Source organism: Paenibacillus sp. FSL P4-0338, from assembly GCF_038002365.1.
GTDB lineage: Bacteria > Bacillota > Bacilli > Paenibacillales > Paenibacillaceae > Paenibacillus_AQ.
The window spans coordinates 2865147-2884636 of sequence record NZ_JBBOCG010000001.1 but is presented as its reverse complement, the minus strand read 5'-3'; the positions used below and the strand labels follow the sequence as shown (position 1 = coordinate 2884636).

13 protein-coding genes are annotated in these 19490 nt (G+C 56.3%); 8 read left to right on the top strand and 5 right to left on the bottom strand.

Annotated features, from left to right (window positions below; all coding sequences use genetic code 11):
* Positions 1 to 205: 205 nt before the first annotated feature.
* Positions 206 to 3529: an alpha-mannosidase gene (locus MKZ07_RS12875; RefSeq protein WP_341026036.1), complete on the top strand. Its 3324-nt coding sequence runs from the start codon at positions 206 to 208 to the stop codon at positions 3527 to 3529.
* A gap of 120 nt (positions 3530 to 3649) precedes the next feature.
* Here the strand turns inward: MKZ07_RS12875 and MKZ07_RS12870 are convergent, their stop codons facing one another.
* Together MKZ07_RS12870 and MKZ07_RS12865 are read right to left on the bottom strand one after the other, a co-directional pair.
* Positions 3650 to 5395, bottom strand: a complete 1746-nt coding sequence (locus MKZ07_RS12870; RefSeq protein WP_036698571.1) for an ABC-F family ATP-binding cassette domain-containing protein — start codon at positions 5393 to 5395, stop codon at positions 3650 to 3652.
* An 82-nt stretch (positions 5396 to 5477) separates the two neighbouring features.
* Complete coding sequence (locus MKZ07_RS12865) at positions 5478 to 6386, bottom strand: helix-turn-helix transcriptional regulator (protein ID WP_076154466.1); 909 nt, start codon at positions 6384 to 6386, stop codon at positions 5478 to 5480.
* A gap of 148 nt (positions 6387 to 6534) precedes the next feature.
* Between MKZ07_RS12865 and MKZ07_RS12860 the strand changes: the two genes are divergently transcribed.
* The 4 genes from MKZ07_RS12860 to MKZ07_RS12845 all read left to right on the top strand — a co-directional run bounded on the left by MKZ07_RS12860 (position 6535) and on the right by MKZ07_RS12845 (position 11481).
* Positions 6535 to 9207 carry a glycoside hydrolase family 78 protein gene (locus tag MKZ07_RS12860; protein WP_341026033.1) on the top strand — a complete coding sequence of 891 codons (2673 nt, stop codon included), beginning with the start codon at positions 6535 to 6537 and terminating at the stop codon, positions 9205 to 9207.
* Positions 9208 to 9371: 164 nt separating this feature from the next.
* Positions 9372 to 9773, top strand: a complete 402-nt coding sequence (locus tag MKZ07_RS12855) for an RrF2 family transcriptional regulator (RefSeq protein WP_036698565.1) — start codon at positions 9372 to 9374, stop codon at positions 9771 to 9773.
* Between the two features lie 173 nt (positions 9774 to 9946).
* Positions 9947 to 10879: a class I SAM-dependent methyltransferase gene (locus MKZ07_RS12850; RefSeq protein WP_051493878.1), complete on the top strand. Its 933-nt coding sequence runs from the start codon at positions 9947 to 9949 to the stop codon at positions 10877 to 10879.
* Between the two features lie 173 nt (positions 10880 to 11052).
* The gene (locus MKZ07_RS12845; RefSeq protein WP_036698563.1) at positions 11053 to 11481 is read left to right on the top strand and encodes a GreA/GreB family elongation factor; all 429 of its coding nucleotides are present in this window, start codon (positions 11053 to 11055) and stop codon (positions 11479 to 11481) included.
* Between the two features lie 92 nt (positions 11482 to 11573).
* On the opposite strand, the gene MKZ07_RS12840 is transcribed toward MKZ07_RS12845, so the two are convergent.
* The gene (locus tag MKZ07_RS12840) at positions 11574 to 13511 is read right to left on the bottom strand and encodes an NAD(+) synthase (RefSeq protein ID WP_036698560.1); all 1938 of its coding nucleotides are present in this window, start codon (positions 13509 to 13511) and stop codon (positions 11574 to 11576) included.
* 60 nt (positions 13512 to 13571) lie between these two features.
* The gene (locus MKZ07_RS12835; RefSeq protein ID WP_341026031.1) at positions 13572 to 13928 is read right to left on the bottom strand and encodes an antibiotic biosynthesis monooxygenase family protein; all 357 of its coding nucleotides are present in this window, start codon (positions 13926 to 13928) and stop codon (positions 13572 to 13574) included.
* A gap of 214 nt (positions 13929 to 14142) precedes the next feature.
* Here MKZ07_RS12835 and MKZ07_RS12830 point away from each other — a divergent pair, with 214 nt between their 5' ends.
* Entirely contained in the window at positions 14143 to 14982 is an 840-nt protein-coding gene (locus tag MKZ07_RS12830; RefSeq protein WP_051493877.1) for an MBL fold metallo-hydrolase, read from the top strand.
* A gap of 3 nt (positions 14983 to 14985) precedes the next feature.
* Here the strand turns inward: MKZ07_RS12830 and MKZ07_RS12825 are convergent, their stop codons facing one another.
* Positions 14986 to 15759, bottom strand: a complete 774-nt coding sequence (locus MKZ07_RS12825; RefSeq protein ID WP_036698553.1) for a DeoR/GlpR family DNA-binding transcription regulator — start codon at positions 15757 to 15759, stop codon at positions 14986 to 14988.
* 321 nt (positions 15760 to 16080) lie between these two features.
* On the opposite strand from MKZ07_RS12825, the gene MKZ07_RS12820 reads away from it, so the two are divergent.
* Positions 16081 to 17847 (top strand): L-fucose isomerase, encoded by a 1767-nt coding sequence (locus tag MKZ07_RS12820; protein WP_083677733.1) that lies wholly within the window; start codon positions 16081 to 16083, stop codon positions 17845 to 17847.
* 24 nt (positions 17848 to 17871) lie between these two features.
* A complete protein-coding gene (locus MKZ07_RS12815) occupies positions 17872 to 19452 on the top strand; it encodes a rhamnulokinase (RefSeq protein WP_235218510.1) in 1581 nt (526 codons plus the stop codon).
* Positions 19453 to 19490 lie beyond the last annotated feature (38 nt).

Here is a 19490-nt window from a genome sequence, read left to right as displayed (position 1 = left end):
TAGGTGAGCGAATGAGGAGCACAAGTGCCCCTGAATTTGCCGAAAGTGAGCCAGATGAGCGAATGAGGAGCACAAGTGCACCTGACTTAGCCAAAAGTGGGCTGGATGAGCCAATGAGGTGCATAAGTGCCCCTGGTCTCAGCCCGCTCCTCCCCCACTTTTTGCCCCTTAATAACACGTGTTATAACTAAGGAGGAGAACGATTATGTTCTGGACAGAAGAGAAGCTTGGTGCGCGGTTGAGAGAGCTGGAGAGTTACAGGTACCGTGAGGGGATTACACTTGAGGAATGGCAGGTTACTGAGGATCTGGAGGGGGCCAACGGTGCTTATCCGCCCGTACTTGACGGAGACAGGAAGCTGCGGACCGGGGAGCATTGGACCGGCTATGATGCCTATCTGTGGCTGCACCGCAAGGTAACCGTACCTGCCGAATGGCAGGGAAAACGTGTTGTCGGGTTGTTCGATTTTGGGCGCACCGGCGGAGGCAATAACGGCGGGTTCGAATCGCTGCTGTACCTGGACGGGAAGCCTTATCAGGGGGTGGACTCCAACCATCAGGAGGTATTCCTGGAAGACGGCGCGGCCGGCCGGGAGCTGGAGCTCACGTTCCGCTTATGGTCGGGACTGAACGGTGACGGTCAGCTGATCCCTCAGGAGCACAAGATCATGCGGGCGGAGCTGGCCTATCTGGATGAGTCCACTGACAATCTCTATTATACCGGCCGGGCTGCGCTGGGTACGATCAAGCAGCTACAAGACAGCCAGATTCAGAAACATGAGCTGCTAACCGCCTTGAACAAGGCCTTCAACCTGCTGGACTGGTCCAGACCCGGAAGCGCCGCATTCTATGCTTCAGTCCAGGAGGCGGAAGCGCTGCTTCAAGAGGCGCTCGCCCGAATGGAGCAGGAGCATCCGGTAACGGTGACCGCCATCGGCCATACACATATCGATGTGGCCTGGTTATGGCGGCTTACCCACACCCGGGAGAAAGCAGCCCGTTCCTTCTCTACCGTACTGCGGCTGATGAAGCAGTTCCCGGAGTACATTTTTTTGCAGACGCAGCCTCAGCTCTATGCGTATATCAAGCAGGACTACCCGGAGATCTATCAGGAGATTAAGGAGCGTGTGGAAGAGGGCCGCTGGGAAGCCGGAGGGGCAATGTGGCTGGAAGCGGATTGTAATCTGACGAGCGGCGAGTCGCTGGTGCGGCAGATTTTGTACGGGACCAAGTTTTTCCGAGAAGAGTTCGGGGTGGATTGCAAATACTTATGGTTGCCGGATGTGTTCGGGTATAGCTGGGCGCTGCCGCAGATTCTGCGCAAGTCAGGGATTGATACCTTCATGACCACCAAGATCAGCTGGAGCCAGTACAACCGGATGCCGCATGATACCTTCCAGTGGAGAGGGATTGACGGCAGCGAGGTGCTGACCCACTTCATCACGACGCCGGAGGGTCCGAATTCGGGTGCTTGGTATTACACTTATAACGGTCTGATCGAGCCGTTCTCTGTGCAGGGAATTTGGGAACAGTACCGGGACAAGAACCTGAACCGTGAGCTGCTGTTGTCCTATGGTTACGGAGACGGGGGCGGCGGTGTCAACCGCGAGATGCTGGAGATGCGGCGGCGGCTGGATACGATGCCAGGTCTTCCGCAGGTGAAGACGGGCCGGGCAGCGGAATACTTCGAGCGGCTTCATGAGACGATAGATGCTACGGAGAAGTATGTGCATACCTGGGATGGGGAGCTATACCTGGAGTACCACCGGGGAACCTATACAAGCCAAGCTTATAATAAAAAAATGAACCGCAAACTAGAGCTTCTATACCGTGAAGCGGAATGGCTGCAGATGCTCTGGGCGGCGGAGAGCGGCGGATTCAGCCAGTATCCGGCGGGCTCGCTCCTCGAAGGCTGGCAGATCATTCTGCGTAATCAGTTCCACGATATTATTCCCGGCTCCTCGATTCATGAGGTGTATCAGGATTCCCGGGTGGAATATGCCGAAGCAGAGCAGCTTGGCCTGGCGGCGCGGGCGGCGGCTGTGGAGGGACTCGTCGGCTTAACTCCTGCGCCTGCTGAGGATTCATCTGCGGCGCAATCCGGTCTCGCATCTGTCCCTGCCGAGGATTCTTCTGCCGTGCATGTCGGCCTTCCTCCGGCGTCTGCCGAGGGTTCGCTTGCGGCACATGACGCTCTCCCGCCTGTGGCGCAAGCTGACCTCCCACCGGCGAAAACTCCGGTGCAGACAGAATATACGCTCTTTAACAGCGCATTCTTCACCGCTCCCCGGCTGGCAACCGTGCCACATGATGCCGAGAATGCTGTCTGGACAGATGCCGAAGGTAACCGGCTGACTGCCCAGCGCTCCGGCGGGCAGTGGCTGGTGGAGACGGCGGCGGTTCCGGCGATGGGCAGTGCAGTGATTGTTGCCGCTGAGCCTGGCGGTTCCGAAGCCGCTCAGCCAGAACCCACCGTTCCTTTCCGCTGGCAGGATTCCACACTAACCACTCCTTATTATATTCTGGAGTGGAATGCATCTGGACAGCTCAGCCGGATCTTCGACCGCAGCGCAGAACGTGAGGTGCTGGCAACGGGCGAATGCGGCAATGTGCTGCAGGTCTTCGAGGATAAGCCCAAGATGTTCGATGCCTGGGATATCGACCTGTTCTACCAGGAGAAGATGCGGATCATCAGCGATCTGCGCTCTGTCAAGCTGACCGAGTGTGGGCCACTTCAGGCGGTGCTGGAATTCGTCTGGAGCTACATGGATTCCACCATTGTCCAGAAGGTTAAGGTCTATGCCGGAAGCGCGCGGATTGATTTCGAGACCTATGTAGACTGGCATGAGCAGCAGCAGCTGCTGAAGGCGGCCTTCCCTGTGGCTGTGCGGGCTACGGAAGCGACCTATGATATCCAGTTCGGCAATGTGAAGCGGCCGACTCATTGGAATACAAGCTGGGATTATGCGCGATTCGAGAGCGTGGGTCATCAGTGGGCCGATCTGTCGGAGCGGGGCTACGGGGTCAGTCTGCTGAACGACTGCAAATACGGCTATGACATCAAGGATCATACGATGCGGCTGTCGCTGATCAAATCGGCAACCAGCCCGGACCGGCTGGCGGATCAGGGCGAGCACAGCTTTACGTATGCCCTGCTTCCGCATGAAGGGGATTGGGTGGCTGCGGGCACGGTACAGGAAGCGTGGGCGCTGAACCAGCCGCTTCTGGCCGTGGAAGGCGCCTACACCGCCGGAGCCGGCAAATCCCTGATCACCTGCGATGCTCCGAACATTGCGATCGATGCCGTGAAGCTGGCAGAAGACGGCAGCGGCTGTATTGTCCGGCTGCATGAGTTCACCGGAACACGCTGCACGGCGAATGTCAGCAGCGATTATGCGGTCTCCTCCTGGCAGCTGCGCGATCTGATGGAGCGGCCTCTGGAGGCTGAGACGGTGGATGGACCCGCTATAAGGCTTGATTTCAAGCCTTATGAGATCCATACGGTTCATGTAGCTTTTCCTAATGCTTAAGCCGGATCTGCCCGTCCAGGCAGGTTAATGCACATCTAAAAGACCGTCATTCCGGCAGGGGGAGTTTTCACACACCCTGCCGGAATTGGCGGCCTTTTTATTAATACTGTTCCTGTACACTTACATCAGCTTAATCAGTTCTTCCAGCTCAGCAACCAGACTTTTGGCAAGCTCAAAATTGTTATCCTTCAGCGCCAGTTCTACCCGGGTCTCGGCCGCTTTCTTCTTCTGCTCCAGCTCCAGATAATCTTTATCGAAGTGCCGGGCATAGATCATCTTCTTGAATTTCTTGATCGTCATCTTGCGGATTGTCTTATCGTCAATAATCAGGACATAATCCATCCCGTTGACCACGGAATAGAAGTCATGCGAGATCATAAGAATCGCGCCCTTGTACTCCTGGATGGCTTGGTCCAGAGCGATTTGCGTGTAGGTATCCAGATGGCTGGTCGGCTCATCGAGCAGCAGGACATTGGCGTTCAGGGCAGATACCTTGGCCAGCTGCAGCAGATTTTTTTCGCCGCCGGACAAGGCTGCTATTCGCTGGTTCACAATCTCGCCTTCAAAGCCATAGGATGTCAGGTGGGTGCGGATCTCATCATATGTGGCCATTCCGGCCTCGATGAATTCTTCGAGCAGGGTGTTCGAATCTGTCAGCACTTCGCCTTGAAGCTGAGACAGATAAGCTACCGTAGCCTCCGGGCTCAGGGTTATTGAGTCGTGCTGGCCCCGCGCGATATCGCGCAGCAGGGTTGTTTTGCCGGTACCGTTCGGACCGATCAGGGCGACTTTATCACCAACATTCATCTCGAAGCTAACCTTGTCCAGCAGCAGCTCATCGAAGGCCGCCCGGTACTCTTGAACTGTCACAACAGGAGCATCGGCGTCCTGCAGCTCATGCACCATCCCCAAATGAATCTGCGGCTGCTTAATGTCCACGAACGGCGCTTTGATTCTGCGGGCTTCCAGTCTTTCCTGGAACCTTACTCTCGCTTTCAGTGCTCTCCCTCTGGAGGCTTCTGAATTATACGTGGCGATCGCCCGGAGGTTGTCGATGATGTTCTCGTTGCGCTCAATCTCTTCCTGTTCGGCAAGGGCCAGCTCCTGCAGCTCTATTTTGGTCTGAAGCAGGGAGAGGTTGTATTCCAGATACCGGCCGTCAAACTCTTGAAGCTCCTTATTTTCCAGATGAATAATCTTATTAAAACAATGGTTAAGCAGATAACGGTTGTGCGTAACCACCAGCAGAATTCCCTTATGGGAGTTAATCAGCTGCCGGAGCGCATTGAGGTTCTCGAAGTCCAGGAATACATCCGGTTCATCCATAATCAGGAAGTCAGGACGGTTCAGCATTTCCTTCATGACCTGAACGAGCTTGAATTCCCCGCCGCTCAGCTCGGATACCTTAAGATCCCTGCGCTTCATGAGGTCTGCCAGATTCAGCTTTTTGTGAATGAGGCTCTCGTAATCATCTCCGCCCAAGGCCTCAAAAGCGTCCAGAGCCAGTTGATACTTCTCCAGCAGCGGCTCAATATCCGCCGAGGTCTCCATCTCTGTGCAGATGAGCTGTATTTCCTCCTGTAGCTTAAGGAAGGGTCCGGCTATATATTCAAACACGGTGGTGTCGGCAGACAGGTCCGGCTTGGCGAACTGGCTGACATACCCGATGCTGCAATCAGGCTCCATCTCAATGCTGCCGTCGAACAAATATCTGTCCCGGTCCATCAGGATGTCGATCAGGGTGCTTTTTCCGCTGCCGCTGGTTCCGATAAAAGCGCAATGCTGCGCCTCTTCGAGCGTAAACGAAATGTCAGTGTAGAGCTCTTTTTGCGGGAAGGAGAAGGACAGGTGTTGAACTTTAATCATAGGACTACCTTTCTGTGTAGCTGGAATGGAGTTTACCGTTGATAGCCTAACACTATTTCCTAATAACATCAATCATTCCGCGTTAAAGTTGTTCCTCCGGGTTCACCGCTTTCATCTGTTTCCTTCCCGGTGTTTGTCGGTAGATCCCCGGTGTTGTGCCGATGATCCGCTTGAAAACCAGATTGAACGTTGACGGATCGCGGTAGCCTACCTGCTCTGCAATGAGGTGAACGGGCGACTTGGGCTGCTGGACCAGCAGCAGACAGCTTTTCTGAATCCGGACGTTCTGCAGGTACCGGTAGAAGGTCTGCCCTGTATGCGCCTTGAACAGCCGCTGAAGATGCCGTTCACTCCAGTCGAAGCTGCGTGACAGATGCGTCAGGGTAATCTCCTGCACATAGTTCAGGTGGACGTAATTCAGAATCTGCAAAAATTGCGTCTGCTTGCCCAGCGGAAACTGAATCTCGTCATGCTCCAGCCTGTAGATACTGATCAGAAGTTGAATGAACAGGGTCAGCAAATAGCTGTCGGAGCCGCTCTGCGGCAGGTGAAACTCACGGTGAAGCGCCAGAAACAGGTTCTCTATGGAACCATTCAGATCCGTCAGGGAGAAGGAATGCAGACGGTGTTCTCTGATCTGCTCCAGGTAGGAGGCGATCGGCGGGTCTTGAATCACGGAGGCAAGCCGGTCCAGTAGCTCCGGTTTAAACAAACAATTGTACACGACGAGCGGCTCACGCAGAGAGCTGGGTGATGACGGACGGAAGACATGAGACACGCCGACAGGAATGAAGTGTAGCTGGCCCTTGCCGGTCGGGTGAGCCTTCTGGCCGATATAATGAAATCCTTTGCCCTCGGCTACGAAGGTCAGCTCTATGAAGTCATGGGAGTGAAGTGGAAGATCATAGGTCTCGTTAGCGCGGTTCACATATAACAGGAGATTGCCCCGGAAGAAATACTCCCCTTTTAGCGTATGGTTGGCCGAATCCATCAGTTCCCTCCTCCAGATGGCAGAAAGTCCTTTTTACCCCGGTGAAATGTCCATATTGCAGGTCATGCAAACCACGCGGAATCCTATAATTGTAATAGAAAGCGCATCATATATACAGGATTAATCCTATAAAGGTGAGGTGTATTCAATGATAGCTATCCAAAAACCGCGAGTGGAGTACCAGGAGAATCCGCTGGGGCTGGATATTCGTAATCCAAGAATCAGCTGGCAGGTGAGTGCGGATGAGCGGGATGTGAGGCAGCAGGCGTATCAATTACAGGTGGCAGGCGCGGCGGATTTCGGGAGCGTATGGTGGGATTCGGGCAGAGTGGAGTCCGGGGACTCCCTTCACATTGAGCTGAAGGAGCTGGAGCTGCAGTCCAGGACGCGTTATTATTACCGGGTGAAAATATGGGATCAGCACCATCGTCCCACGGAGTGGTCCGGGGCGGCCTGGTGGGAGATGGGGCTGCTCTCGCCGGAGGAGTGGACTGCAGAATGGATTACGGCTCCGCTGGCCTGCCTTGCGGAAGAAGCAGAGCAAAGCCCGCTGCTGCGCGGAAGCTTCCATGTGGACCGGCCGGTCGCCCGCGCCAGAATCTATGTGACCAGTCTCGGGTTGTATGAGCTGGAGCTGAACGGCGTGCGGGTAGGCGATACTTATCTCAATCCCGGGTGGACCAGTTACAGCCAGCGTCTGCAATACCAGACTTATGATGTGACCCCGCTGCTTAACCTTGGGGACAATGCGGCTGGTGCCTGGCTCGGGAACGGCTGGTACAAAGGAATTCTAGGCTGGGAGCACAGGAAGTATATCTATGGCAGCCGTACAGCGCTGCTGATGCAGCTTCATCTCACCTTTGAGGACGGCACGGAGCAGATCATAGGAACCGGCCCGCAGTGGAAGGTGTTGCCCGGCCCGCTGCAGATGTCGGAGCTGTATCACGGGGAGACCTATGACGCCCGGCTGGTGCAGCACGGCTTCAGCACGCCGGGGTATGACGACACGCTGTGGACACCGGCGGAGATTCTTCCGTATACCAAGATAATTCTGCTTGCGCAGGAGAATGATCCGGTCCGGGCAGTCCAGGAATTGGCTCCTGTGGCCCTCATCCGCACTCCGGCGGGGGAGATGGTGCTCGATATGGGCCAGAATATGGTCGGCTGGCTGCGGTTCACCGTAGAAGGCGCGGCGGGACAGGAATATCAGCTGCGGCATTTCGAGGTGCTGGACCAGGGGGGCAATGTGTATACAGAGAACCTGCGGGCAGCCCGGCAGACTGTTACTTATATCGCCGGCGGCGGGGGCCGGGAGAGCTTCCAGCCGCGTTTTACCTTCCAGGGCTTCCGGTATGTGCAACTGATCGGGTTCCCGGACCCGCTGGATCTGCAGGACTTCACAGGCGTGGTGCTGCATTCGGATATGGAGCCGACGGGCACCTTTACCTGTTCCAATGCACTGCTGAATCAGCTCCAGCACAACATCCTGTGGGGGCAAAAGGGCAATTTCGTCGATGTGCCGACCGACTGCCCCCAGCGCGATGAACGGCTCGGGTGGACCGGAGACGCGCAGATGTTCATCCGCACCTCGGCGTATCTGATGAATGTGGCACCTTTTTTCAGCAAATGGCTAAGGGATCTGTCTGCCGATCAGCGGGAGGATGGAGGAGTTCCTTACGTGATTCCGCATGTATTGGGGGAGGAGGCACATTCCTCTGCGGCGTGGGGAGATGCGGCGGTCATCTGTCCGTGGACGATCTACCAGTGTTATGGCGATAAGCGGATTCTGGAGCAGCAGTACAGCAGTATGCAGGGCTGGGTGGAGTATATCCGCCGCCAGGGGACTAATGAGTTCCTGTGGAATACCGGCGACCATTTCGGAGATTGGCTGGGTCTGGATGCCAAGGCAGACAGTCTTGTGGGTGCTACGGACCGGAATTATATCGCAACGGCCTTCTATGCCTATTCGGTTCAGCTGATGGAGAAGACGGCGAAGGTGCTGGGCCGGACCGAAGATGTGGAGAAATACTCGCAGCTTCATCACCGGGTCAAGGATGCGTTCAACCAAGCGTATATCCTACCAGCGGGGCAGGAAGCTACGGCTACCCAAACAGCCTGTGTGCTGGCGTTAATGTTCGGACTAGTGGAGGGGAATGCAAGGGACCGCACGCTAGCGAGACTTATCGGGCTGCTGGAAGCGAGCGGGTATCACCTTACGACAGGCTTCGTCGGAACGCCTTATCTGAATTTGGTGCTGGCGGATGGGGGCCGTTATGACGCTGCCTACAAGCTCTTACTACAGACGGATTACCCATCCTGGCTGTACCAGATTACCCGCGGGGCCACTACGATCTGGGAGCATTGGGACGGGATTAAGGAGGACGGCAGCTTTTGGAGCAAGGATATGAATTCCTTCAACCACTATGCTTACGGGGCGGTAGGGGACTTCCTGTACCGCTATGTGGCCGGGATCGGGCAGACAGAGGAAGGGCCGGGCTATAAGCAGTTTCTGATCCAGCCGCATCCGGGAGGCGGACTGACCTCGGCTGCTGCCGGACTGGAGTCGATGTACGGAATGATCCGCTCTGAATGGAAGATAGATTCCGGGAAAATGGGGCTGACCGCCGTGGTTCCGCCGAATACTTCGGCTACGGTGCTGTTGCCGGACGCCTTGCTGGCGGAAGTGTCGGAGACAGGCATGGCGGCTGGACAGCCGCTTGAGCAAGCCTCCGGTATTCATTCCGCTGAGCAGCTGGCACGGGCGGTGAAGGTTACGCTCGGCTCCGGGGAATACAGATTCCAGTACCCTTTGCGGAAGTAAGCGGATTGTAGCCGGGGCTATTTCAGCCACTGATAATACTGCGATGCAGGGCCCTCGGGAGTATAGGGCTCTGTTTTTTGTTGCAATCTCCCCACATAAGGGCTATCATAGATAAATAAAGTCTGTAATTTCAGACATAGTCCTTATGTAAGGTGGAATAAGACATGAAATACTCCAAAGCAACGAACTACGCCCTGCACACAATGCTGTTTCTGGTGGCGCACACTCCCGATAAGCCAATGGGCGTGCAGCAGCTTGCCGAGCGGCAGAATGTATCGCCAACGTATTTGTCCAAGATTCTAACCAAGCTGGTGAAGGCCGGGCTTATCGAATCCGCATCTGGGGCCAATGGCGGGTATCGTCTGCGGCGCAAGGGGGACGAAATCTCGTTCCTGGATATCATCCATGCCATTGAAGGCACGGCATCGCTGTTCGACTGCACCCTGGACCATCCCAGTGAGTGTCTGATTCAGCAGGAGATGGTTAAGGCTGAAGGGCAGATGGAGGATTATCTGCGTAACAAAATGATGTCCGAGCTTGCCGAGAAGATGCTGGCCAGCCATTAAGCTGTGGCATCATGCTGTCGCATACTGTGTGCTGCTATTTCCCGCTGCAACGGATACCGTCCCTTCAGGGGCGGTATAGCCGTTGCAACTTAGCGGGTATTATAGATATTCAAAATCTTTTAAGTCTTCGTAATTGTCGTGTGATGAATACATTCAGAGAGGATGAATTAGTAATGAATAACGGATTATTCGATGCAAGCGTATGGGAGAAGGCTTGGAAGGAAGATCCCAAGGCGATGGCTAACAAGTTCAAAGCGATGGGTATGAACCCGCACACGAGCTTCGATCATAAAGCGGATGTGTTCAATGAAGAGGTATTCAGCAGTGCCGGGCGGGACCGGAGCGAGCGGATTATCGGCTGGATGGAAGGCCAGGGCGTGGACTTTAAAGGGTTGACTGTTCTCGATGTAGGCGCGGCTTCGGGCGGGTTCACAGTTCCTTTTATCGAGCGGGGGGCCAAGGTTACAGCAGTAGAGCCTAATGTTCCGTTAGCGGAGCTGTTTCTGAAGAACACTGCCGGAGCGGCTCCGGGTCAGGTGGAGCTGGTGCATGAAGCGTTCGAGAATATCGATATTGCGTCACGCGGCTGGCTGGGTGCCTTCGATCTGGTCTTCGTGTCCATGTGTCCGGCGGTGTTCGACTGGGAGAGCACGGAGAAGGTGATCAGCTGTGCCCGGCAATACTGCTATATCAGCACCTCGGCAGGTGTGCAGGAGCATAGTCTGATGAATGAAGTGCTGCCGCTGCTGACGGGCCGGGAGGTTCATGCGGAGTCTTCGGATATGGCTTATCTGACTCAATTATTATATTTGAAGGGCTATTCCTATGAGACGATTATTACCCGCGAAGCGAAAAGCAAGGAGCTGACCTTGGAAGCAGCAGCCGCTGAGGTGATGGAAATGCTGCCGCTGCATCATCTGGACGGGGGAGAGGCTACCCGCAAGGTAGTTACAGACTATCTGCACACGGCCTACCCGCAGCAGCAAGTCGTTGTCCGCCAAGGCGGGCGGTTCGGCAAAGTGCTGATTAAGCTGCAAGACCTGAATATGTACAGCCGGGCCGCTGCCGGAACGTCCGGGAAATCTGCCGATTCTGTGAAGCGTTGAACCGGAGCGCGCCATCCCCTGCACATGAGATTGTCTTTCCCGGGAAAGATGCTATCATAGAGAATAGGTCCCTGCGCGGGATCTATTTTCTTATATAGGAGGACTGAGGGCTATGAGCAGGAACAAGCGTATTTTCGAGCATGACCTGATGAAGAAGGTAGGTGAAATCTACTATGAGCCATAGTCTCAGAACAGTTTCCTTGCGCGAGGAGCTGGTGCAGCAACTGGTCTATCTTGATGAGCATAAATTCTCCATTCTGGACAGGGGAACATGGGAGTCACCGGCTGAGCGGTCAGAGGTACAGGCGATGATCAAAAGCTATCAGGAGACGGTGGAGCGGATTCTGTCCGGTGACAACGATGCGCTAGAACGTTCTATGGTGCTGGTCGGTTCCCGGGTGTCGTTGCGTATCGGGCAGGAGACGCTGAAGGATATGTACCGGATTGTAATTCCTGGTGAAGCTGAGCTGGATGAATTCTGCATTTCCCTCTGGTCGCCTATGGGCAGAGGGCTGATTCTGGCGTGTCCGGGCGAGACGGTAACGATTCAGACCCCATTCGGCAGCGACGAAGTCCTGATTCTTGATAACAGGTACGAGTGAAGCCGATTGCTGACAAAAAAGAGGCGTCCCTGATCATCCTGCGATGATGGGGGACGCCTCTTTGTCTTCGGCCTTATTGCTGCGGCCGGGAGTTACAGTTCTTCGATTTCCTGCAGCCAGAGCGCGGCAGAAGCATCGCTTGGCATACGCCAGTCGCCGCGCGGCGAGAGGCTGACCGTACCGACCTTCGGTCCGTCCGGCAGGCAGGAGCGCTTGAACTGCTGGGTGAAGAAGCGGGTGACGAACACCTTCAGCCAGGCGGTCAGCTGCTCCTTGGGATAAGCACCGCCGAAGGCGTGCTGGGCGAGATAGAGCATTTTGCCGGGAGAAGCGCCAGTACGCAGCATGTAATAGAGGAAGAAGTCATGCACAATGTAAGGCCCCAGGATATTCTCGGTCAGCTGGACAATCTCTCCGGTTGCAGAAGGCGGAAGGAGTTCCGGGCTGATTCCGGTCTCGATTATGCTATAGAGGTACTTGTTCACCGTCTCGTCTGCTTCATGGTCCGCATACCAGGCGACAACATATTGGATCAGCGTCTTCGGAATGCCCGAATTCACGCTGTACATCGACATATGGTCGCCGTTATAGGTACACCAGCCCAGCGCAAGCTCGGACAGGTCGCCTGTACCGATGACAATCCCGCCGTTCTTGTTGGCGAGGTCCATCAGAATCTGGGTGCGCTCGCGGGCTTGTACGTTCTCGTAAGTCAGGTCATGCACCTCGGGGTCGTGGCCGATGTCAGCGAAGTGCTGGAGGCAGGCCGCCTTGATGTCAACGACCTTCATCGTGGCGCCGAGCGCTTTGATCAAGCCTACAGCATTGTCGTAGGTGCGGCTGGTCGTGCCGAAGCCCGGCATCGTGACCGCCAGCACATCGCTGGCCGGACGCCCGAGCAGCTCCATGGCCCGCACGGCAACCAGCAGCGCAAGCGTAGAGTCGAGGCCGCCGGAGATGCCGATCACAGCCTGCTTGGTGCCGATGTGACGGATACGCTTCATCAGGCCGGAGGTCTGGATCGAGAGAATCTCCTGGCACCGTTCGTCCCGCTGGAGCGGATTGCCCGGCACGAACGGGTTGACGCCTACGTTCCGTTTCAGCTCCCGCCGGGTGCCGCTGCTGAGCGGCGCGGCGTAGAGAATCTCGCGGTAATTGCGTCCGCCCTTGCCTGCACGGAACGTTCCCATCACGGTGCGGGAATACAGCAGCCGCGGCAAGTCAATGTCGGCGGTAATCATCCGGCTCTCATGAGTGAAGCGTTCCGATTCGGCCAGCAGCTGGCCGTTCTCCGCGATCAGGGAATGTCCGCCGAAGACAACGTCTGTTGTCGATTCGCCGGTATTGCAGCCGGCATAGACATAACCGGCCACACACGAGGCAGACTGGCCCCCGACCAGCTGGCGGCGGTAATCGGCCTTGCCGACCAGCTCGTTGCTGGCCGACGGGTTGAACAGCAGCGTCGCCCCGGCTTGGGCCAGCAGGCTGCTTGGCGGCACCGGCACCCAGAGATCCTCGCAGATCTCCACACCGAACGACAGATTTCCGTCACTCTCACAGGCAAAAATCAAATCATTGCCCACCGGCACCACCGATCCGCCGATCCGCAGCTCGGACACCTCCAGCTCCTCGGCTCCCGCGAACCAGCGCGGCTCGTAGAATTCACTGTATCCGGGAATGCAGGTCTTGACCACAATCCCGAGAATCCGGCCCTGCTGTAGGACAGCGGCACAGTTAAACAGCCTGCTCTTGATGGAGACCGGCAGACTGGCAATAATAATCATCCGGTGCTCTGCCGTCGCGGCCGTAATCCGCAGCAGCGCCTGCATCGCGGATTCCAGCAGCCTGGGCTGGAGGAACAGATCCGCACAGCTGTAGCCGGTGATGCACAGCTCCGGGAGTACCAGGTACTCCACCTCCTGGGTGCTGGCTGTATTGATGGCTTCAATAATCTGGTCTGCATTGAATACGCAGTCAGCCACCCGGAGTTCCGGGGAAGCGGCGGCGACTCTTGCGAATCCGTAATTCTGCATTCATTTCACCTGTCCTTTACTGTCCTGTAGTTGAAGTACCTACCCTAATAATTGTACCCATCAATCGGCACCGGTAACAAGGCCTGGCGGGGTCTCTTTCTCAAAGCCATAATCCCGTTCAACCTTGCACACCCTCGTTTTATAAGTCAGGTACCATTCCCCGATTCCTTTGCTTTGGGCGACCAGATGCCGCTCATTCTTTTTCCATTGCCGTATGGCTTCAGGAGAATCCCAATAGGATACAGTGATCCCGAGGCCCTCCCTGGCGCTCTCCATTCCGAGGAATCCAGGCTGGGCGGCGGCGAGCTGGGCCATTTCCTCTGCCATTTCCGCATAGTGGTGATCACCGTCCGTTCGTTCCGATGTAAAAATGACTGCATAATAAGGCGGTGCGGGGGTGTTCACAATCCTGCTCATCAGGGTTCCTCCAGTGTCTAGATATAAATTTCCTATCCATACTACCTCTATTATGAATCTGTTGTATAGGGGTATGGGGGCTGAATACAGCACCGCAGCGAATCCTCTTGGGCAGAGCGCTGTGATATAGGAGGCGCGCTGAAAGACTTCATTTGCGGACAAGACGGTAATACGTTAGAGTTTGGTAGAGAAGAGAGGAAGGGAGCAACCCATCATGCCATTAGCAGGCCAAGAACTGATCGAAGAAATCCGCAGCACTGAGGTGCCTTACGGCTGCCTGGCGGTCTGGTTCCTCGGACAAGCCAGCATTATTGTCAAGGGGGCGGGGGTGACCGTCTATATTGATCCATATGTATCCCCGAACCCGGACCGCACTTTCCCGCCGCCGGTAGGGCCTGGAGAGATTACGAATATGGAGGTCTGCCTGATTACCCACGACCATTCAGATCATCTGGATGAGGAGGCCCTCCCAGTGCTTGCCGGACTGAATCCGCAGGCGCAGTTCATGGCTCCGGCGGTCTGCCTGGAGCGTCTGCAGGAACTGGGCATCCGCAAGGAGCAGCTCACCGCTGCCTTGCCTGCCAGTGAAGCGGAGCCTGCAAGCGGGCTGAAGGTCATACCCGTTGCAGCGGCGCACGAACAGCTCGAACGCGATGAACAGGGACATCCTAAGTACGTGGGCTACATCCTGGAGCTGAACGGGGTGAGACTCTATCATGCAGGGGATACCGTGCTGTTCCCTGAGCTGATTGAGGAGGTTGGCAGCCGCAAGATCGATCTGGCGCTGCTGCCGATTAACGGGCGCGATTATTACCGGGGCAGCCGCAATATCGTGGGCAATATGAATTACCGGGAAGCGGCGGAGTTCGCGGCGACCTCAGGCTTTGAGACCGTGGTACCGCTGCATTATGACCTGTTCGCCGGCAACGCCGAGAATCCGGGCTATTTCGTAGATCACCTGTACCGCCACTTCCCGGAGCAGAAGTTCCATATGATGGCCAGAGCGGAACGGTTCGTGTACGTGTCGGCGCAGGCTTTTAAGCGTGAACGTTAAGACTTATTGTGAATCAGCAGGGTAGAGCAGGGAGACCTGATATTTGGCAAGGAACTCGATCCATTCCTCGGACGGCCGCTGATCGGTGACGATATAATCGACCTTGTCGAAGCTGAACAGCCGGATGAAGGCGATCCGGTCGAACTTGGAATGGTCAGCCAGCAGGACCACCTTGCTCGCTTGCTGCTGCATCAGCACCTTAAGTTCGGTCTCCGCTTCGTTGGAATCAGAGAGTCCGCCGGTCATGGAGAGTGCCTTGCAGCTGAAAATCGCCACATCCACATTATATTTCAGAATGGTCTGCGAGGCCGTAGGCCCTACGAAAGAGCTGGTCTCCGGTCCGAGCAGGCCCCCCGTGGAGATGAGTTTTTGCCCGGAATGCTGGAATTCTGACAATACCGCCAGGGAATTGGTGATGATTGTCAGATTTTTTTTGTCCTCCACGATTCTCCGTAATCCTTCAAAAGCTGTAGTGCTGGTGTCCGTCATCACACTGTCCCCGTCATTAATCAGCTCCAGCAGCCTTACCGCAATTATCCGCTTCGCTTCAATGTTGACCTGATGCCTGTGCGAGTAGGAAGGGTCCTCGTTGGTGTGAGCGTTCAGAATCGCCCCGCCGTAATTCTTCTTGGCAATACCCTCCTTGTCCAGCCGGTCAAGATCGCGCCGGATCGTCTCCTCCGATACACCAAATTTCTGTGCCAGATCCGCAACATGAACCTTCTTATGCCTGTAGAGCTCATTAATGACCAGATCCCGCCGTTCAAAAGCTTTCATATCATGCCCACCCTTACGTTATGTAGTTAAGTACAGTTTACTATAACCTGCTGCATAACATAAATCCCACAATCACAAACGATTCCACAGGTTATCGCAATTATATCACACAAAACCACACAATAACCAAATTTAAAGTGTGGAATAGTGTTGACTTTGAAGGTGGGTGATTCTATGATGTAGAAGAAATGGAAAGCCTGCGGCGAAAGACAAAAGTGTGCAGACTGCAGAGGCTGTATTTGGTAGCGCTTACTAATCGGAGCTAGCGCTCCAGTGTAATGTTCTCATACTATCAACTTACGATTCCGGGGAGGAACAGCAGTGACAGCAAATTATCCGAAGATTGGAATCCGGCCGACGATTGACGGCAGAAGACGCGGGGTGCGCGAATCGCTGGAGGTACAGACGATGGGCATGGCGCAGCGCGTGGCGGCATTTTTGCAGGAGAATGTAAGGTATCCGGATGGTTCACAGGTGGAGTGTATCATTGCCGATTCTACGATTGGCGGCGTGAAGGAGGCTGCTGCGGCGGCGCAGAAGTTCGCGGGTGCAGGTGTAGGCGTATCCATTACAGTCACCCCGTGCTGGTGCTATGGATCGGAAACGATGGATATGGATGCGACCATCCCGCATGCGGTATGGGGATTCAATGGAACGGAGCGCCCCGGCGCAGTGTATCTGGCGGCAGTTCTGTCTGCTTATGCGCAAAAAGGCATTCCGGCCTTCGGTATCTACGGAGAGGATGTCCAGGAATCCAGCAGCGAGGAAATCCCGGCGGATGTTCAGGTGAAGCTGCTGCAGTTCGCGAGGTCCGCGCTGGCGGCCGCTCTGATGAAGGGGAAGTCCTATCTGTCGATGGGTTCTGTGTCGATGGGAATCGCCGGCTCCATTGTGAACGAGCAGTTCTTCCAGGAATATCTCGGCATGCGCAATGAATATATCGATATGTCTGAATTTGTACGCAGATTGGAGGAAGGGATCTATGATCCCGAGGAGTTCGCGCGGGCGCTGGCCTGGGTGAAGGACAACTGCCGTGTGGGGGCGGATAATAATCCGCAGCATCTGCAGCTCAGTGAAGAGGTTAAGGAAGAGCAGTGGGAGACGGTTGTCTTAATGACGCTGATTGCCCGTGATCTCATGACCGGCAATCCGCAGCTTGCAAAGCTTGGCTTCGAAGAAGAAGCGAGTGGTCACAATGCCCTGCTGGGCGGCTTCCAGGGCCAGCGGCAATGGACCGACCATTTCCCGAACGGCGACTTCATGGAGACGATTCTGAACTCCTCGTTCGACTGGAACGGCAGACGGGCGCCTTACATCGTCGCCACTGAGAATGACAGCCTGAACGGGGTGACGATGCTGTTCAATTATCTGCTGACGAATACGGCGCAGATTTTTGCCGATGTGCGCACCTTCTGGAGTCCGGCGGCCGTGAAGCGCGTGACCGGGTATGAGCTGGAGGGAGCAGCGGCAGGCGGCCTGCTGCATCTGATCAATTCCGGCTCGGCAGCGCTGGACGGCACCGGCGAGCAGAGTATTGACGGCAAGCCGGCAATCAAACCGTTCTGGGACATCACGGATGAAGAGGCGGCTGCCTGTATCGCGCAGACTCAGTTCCGCCCGGCTTCCCAGGAATATTTCCGGGGGGGCGGCTTCTCCACGGACTATCTGACCCGGGGCGGCATGCCGGTCACCATGGCCCGGCTTAATCTGGTCAAGGGGCTGGGGCCTGTCCTCCAGCTGGTAGAGGGCTACACTGTAGAGCTTCCGGCAGAGGTCCATGACACGCTCGACCAGCGCACAGACCCTACCTGGCCGACAACTTGGTTTGCTCCGAACCTGACCGGTCATGGCTCCTTCCAGTCTGTGTACGATGTGATGAACAATTGGGGCGCCAATCACGGGGCGATCAGCTACGGGCATATCGGTGCGGATCTCATTACGCTGGCCTCGATCCTGCGGATACCGGTCAGTATGCATAACGTGGAGGAAGCGCGTATTTTCCGTCCGCGCGTCTGGTCGCTGTTCGGCACGGAGAATCTGGAGAGTGCCGATTACAGAGCCTGCCGCAATTTCGGTCCGCTCTACTAATCCTCCAGGTGAAGAGGTGGGAAGATGACAGAGGCGAAGACGCAAGCTATGGACATAACCGGTGACCCGGAAATCCGGCTGCTGGCTATCGATCTGGGAGCCAGCTCCGGCAGAGTGATGCTGGGAAGCTACAGGGACGGGAAGGTGACGGTGGAGGAGATTCACCGCTTCCCTAACGGGCCGGTAGAGGTGAACGGACATTTGCACTGGGATGTGCAGCGGCTGCTTCAGGAGATCAAGCAAGGGATTGCGGCGGCTGCGGCAAGCTATGGACCGCTGCACTCGCTGAGCGTCGATACCTGGGGAGTCGACTACGGCCTGCTGGATGAGCAGGGTGAACTGCTGGACGTTCCGCATCATTACAGGGATCAGCGGATGACGGACATCGCTTCAGTACTGGAGGCTGCGTTGCCTCCAGCAGAGCAATTCAAGCTGACGGGCAACCAGTCCAGCCCGATTAATACGGTGTATCAATTGTTTGCCGATCTTATGGCGAAGCTGGAGCTGCGGACAACCGCCAAACAGCTGCTGATGATGCCGGATCTGTTCAATTATATGCTCAGCGGCGTGGCCGTGGCCGAGCAGACCATCTGGAGCACCAGCGGCCTGCTGAATCCGCAGTCCACAGCGCCTTCAGCCGAAGTGCTGCGCAGGCTGGAGCTGCCGGCTGCGCTGCTGCCCCGGCTGGTTCCGGCAGGCACGGTGCTGGGGGAGCTCCGGACCACACTCCAGGAAGAGCTGGGCAGCGGCCCGCTCCAGATCATTGCCGGAGCTTCGCATGATACGGCTTCGGCCGTGGCCTCCATTCCTTATGGCGGCTTCAGCTCTAGCTACGCTGAGTCCAGCAATGCCGATTCTGGTTGCGTTGATCCTGGCTGTGGCGATCAAGACCGGATCGACGGATTCAGCGATCCGCTGCCATCCGCTGCATTCATCAGCTGCGGAACCTGGTCGCTGGTCGGCCTGGAGACGGCCGAGCCTGTATTAAGCGATGCCGCCCGGGCCAGCGGCTTCACTAACGAGAGCTGCTTCGGCGGCACCAACCGGCTGCTGAAGAATATCACTGGCCTCTGGCTGCTCCAGGAGACCCAGCGGAGCTGGGCTGAAGCGGGGGAACCGCTCAGCCATCAGGAAGCTGCCGAGCTTGCCGGGCAGCTGGACCGGCAGGGTGCGTGCATAGCGGAGCTGGACCCAAACGATCCGCTCTTCAGCACACCGGGCGATATGCCGCTGCGGATTGAATCCTACTGCATCCGCACCGGACAGCCGGTGCCGCAGACCCGGGCAGAGATCATCCGTTCAATACTGGAGAGCCTGGCCCGGTCTTACGCGGATACGATCCGCGAGCTGGAGGCGCTCACCGGCCGTCCGGTGCGCTGCATTCACATGGTCGGCGGCGGCATTCAGAACAAGCTGCTGTGCCAGCTGACGGCAGATGCTACCGGCAAATACGTTATTGCCGGACCGGTAGAAGCGAGCGCGATCGGCAACATTTTGGTGCAATTGACGGCGCTTGGAACTATAGATCCCGCAGAGGTCCGCAGGGTGGCAGCCCGGTCTTGCTCAACGCTCCGGTACCAGCCGTCTTTATCACATCAGAACTGACAAACTTCAAGCAGCAATCAAGCAGCAATCAAGGAGGC

What these genes read in the sequence shown, in the direction of transcription:
- MKZ07_RS12875 (WP_341026036.1), top strand. Translation starts at nt 206, where the DNA reads ATGTTCTGGACAGAAGAGAAGCTTGGTGCGCGGTTGAGAGAGCTGGAG.
- MKZ07_RS12870 (WP_036698571.1), bottom strand. Translation starts at nt 5,395, where the DNA reads ATGATTAAAGTTCAACACCTGTCCTTCTCCTTCCCGCAAAAAGAGCTC.
- MKZ07_RS12865 (WP_076154466.1), bottom strand. Translation starts at nt 6,386, where the DNA reads ATGGATTCGGCCAACCATACGCTAAAAGGGGAGTATTTCTTCCGGGGC.
- MKZ07_RS12860 (WP_341026033.1), top strand. Translation starts at nt 6,535, where the DNA reads ATGATAGCTATCCAAAAACCGCGAGTGGAGTACCAGGAGAATCCGCTG.
- MKZ07_RS12855 (WP_036698565.1), top strand. Translation starts at nt 9,372, where the DNA reads ATGAAATACTCCAAAGCAACGAACTACGCCCTGCACACAATGCTGTTT.
- MKZ07_RS12850 (WP_051493878.1), top strand. Translation starts at nt 9,947, where the DNA reads ATGAATAACGGATTATTCGATGCAAGCGTATGGGAGAAGGCTTGGAAG.
- MKZ07_RS12845 (WP_036698563.1), top strand. Translation starts at nt 11,053, where the DNA reads ATGAGCCATAGTCTCAGAACAGTTTCCTTGCGCGAGGAGCTGGTGCAG.
- MKZ07_RS12840 (WP_036698560.1), bottom strand. Translation starts at nt 13,511, where the DNA reads ATGCAGAATTACGGATTCGCAAGAGTCGCCGCCGCTTCCCCGGAACTC.
- MKZ07_RS12835 (WP_341026031.1), bottom strand. Translation starts at nt 13,928, where the DNA reads ATGAGCAGGATTGTGAACACCCCCGCACCGCCTTATTATGCAGTCATT.
- MKZ07_RS12830 (WP_051493877.1), top strand. Translation starts at nt 14,143, where the DNA reads ATGCCATTAGCAGGCCAAGAACTGATCGAAGAAATCCGCAGCACTGAG.
- MKZ07_RS12825 (WP_036698553.1), bottom strand. Translation starts at nt 15,759, where the DNA reads ATGAAAGCTTTTGAACGGCGGGATCTGGTCATTAATGAGCTCTACAGG.
- MKZ07_RS12815 (WP_235218510.1), top strand. Translation starts at nt 17,872, where the DNA reads ATGACAGAGGCGAAGACGCAAGCTATGGACATAACCGGTGACCCGGAA.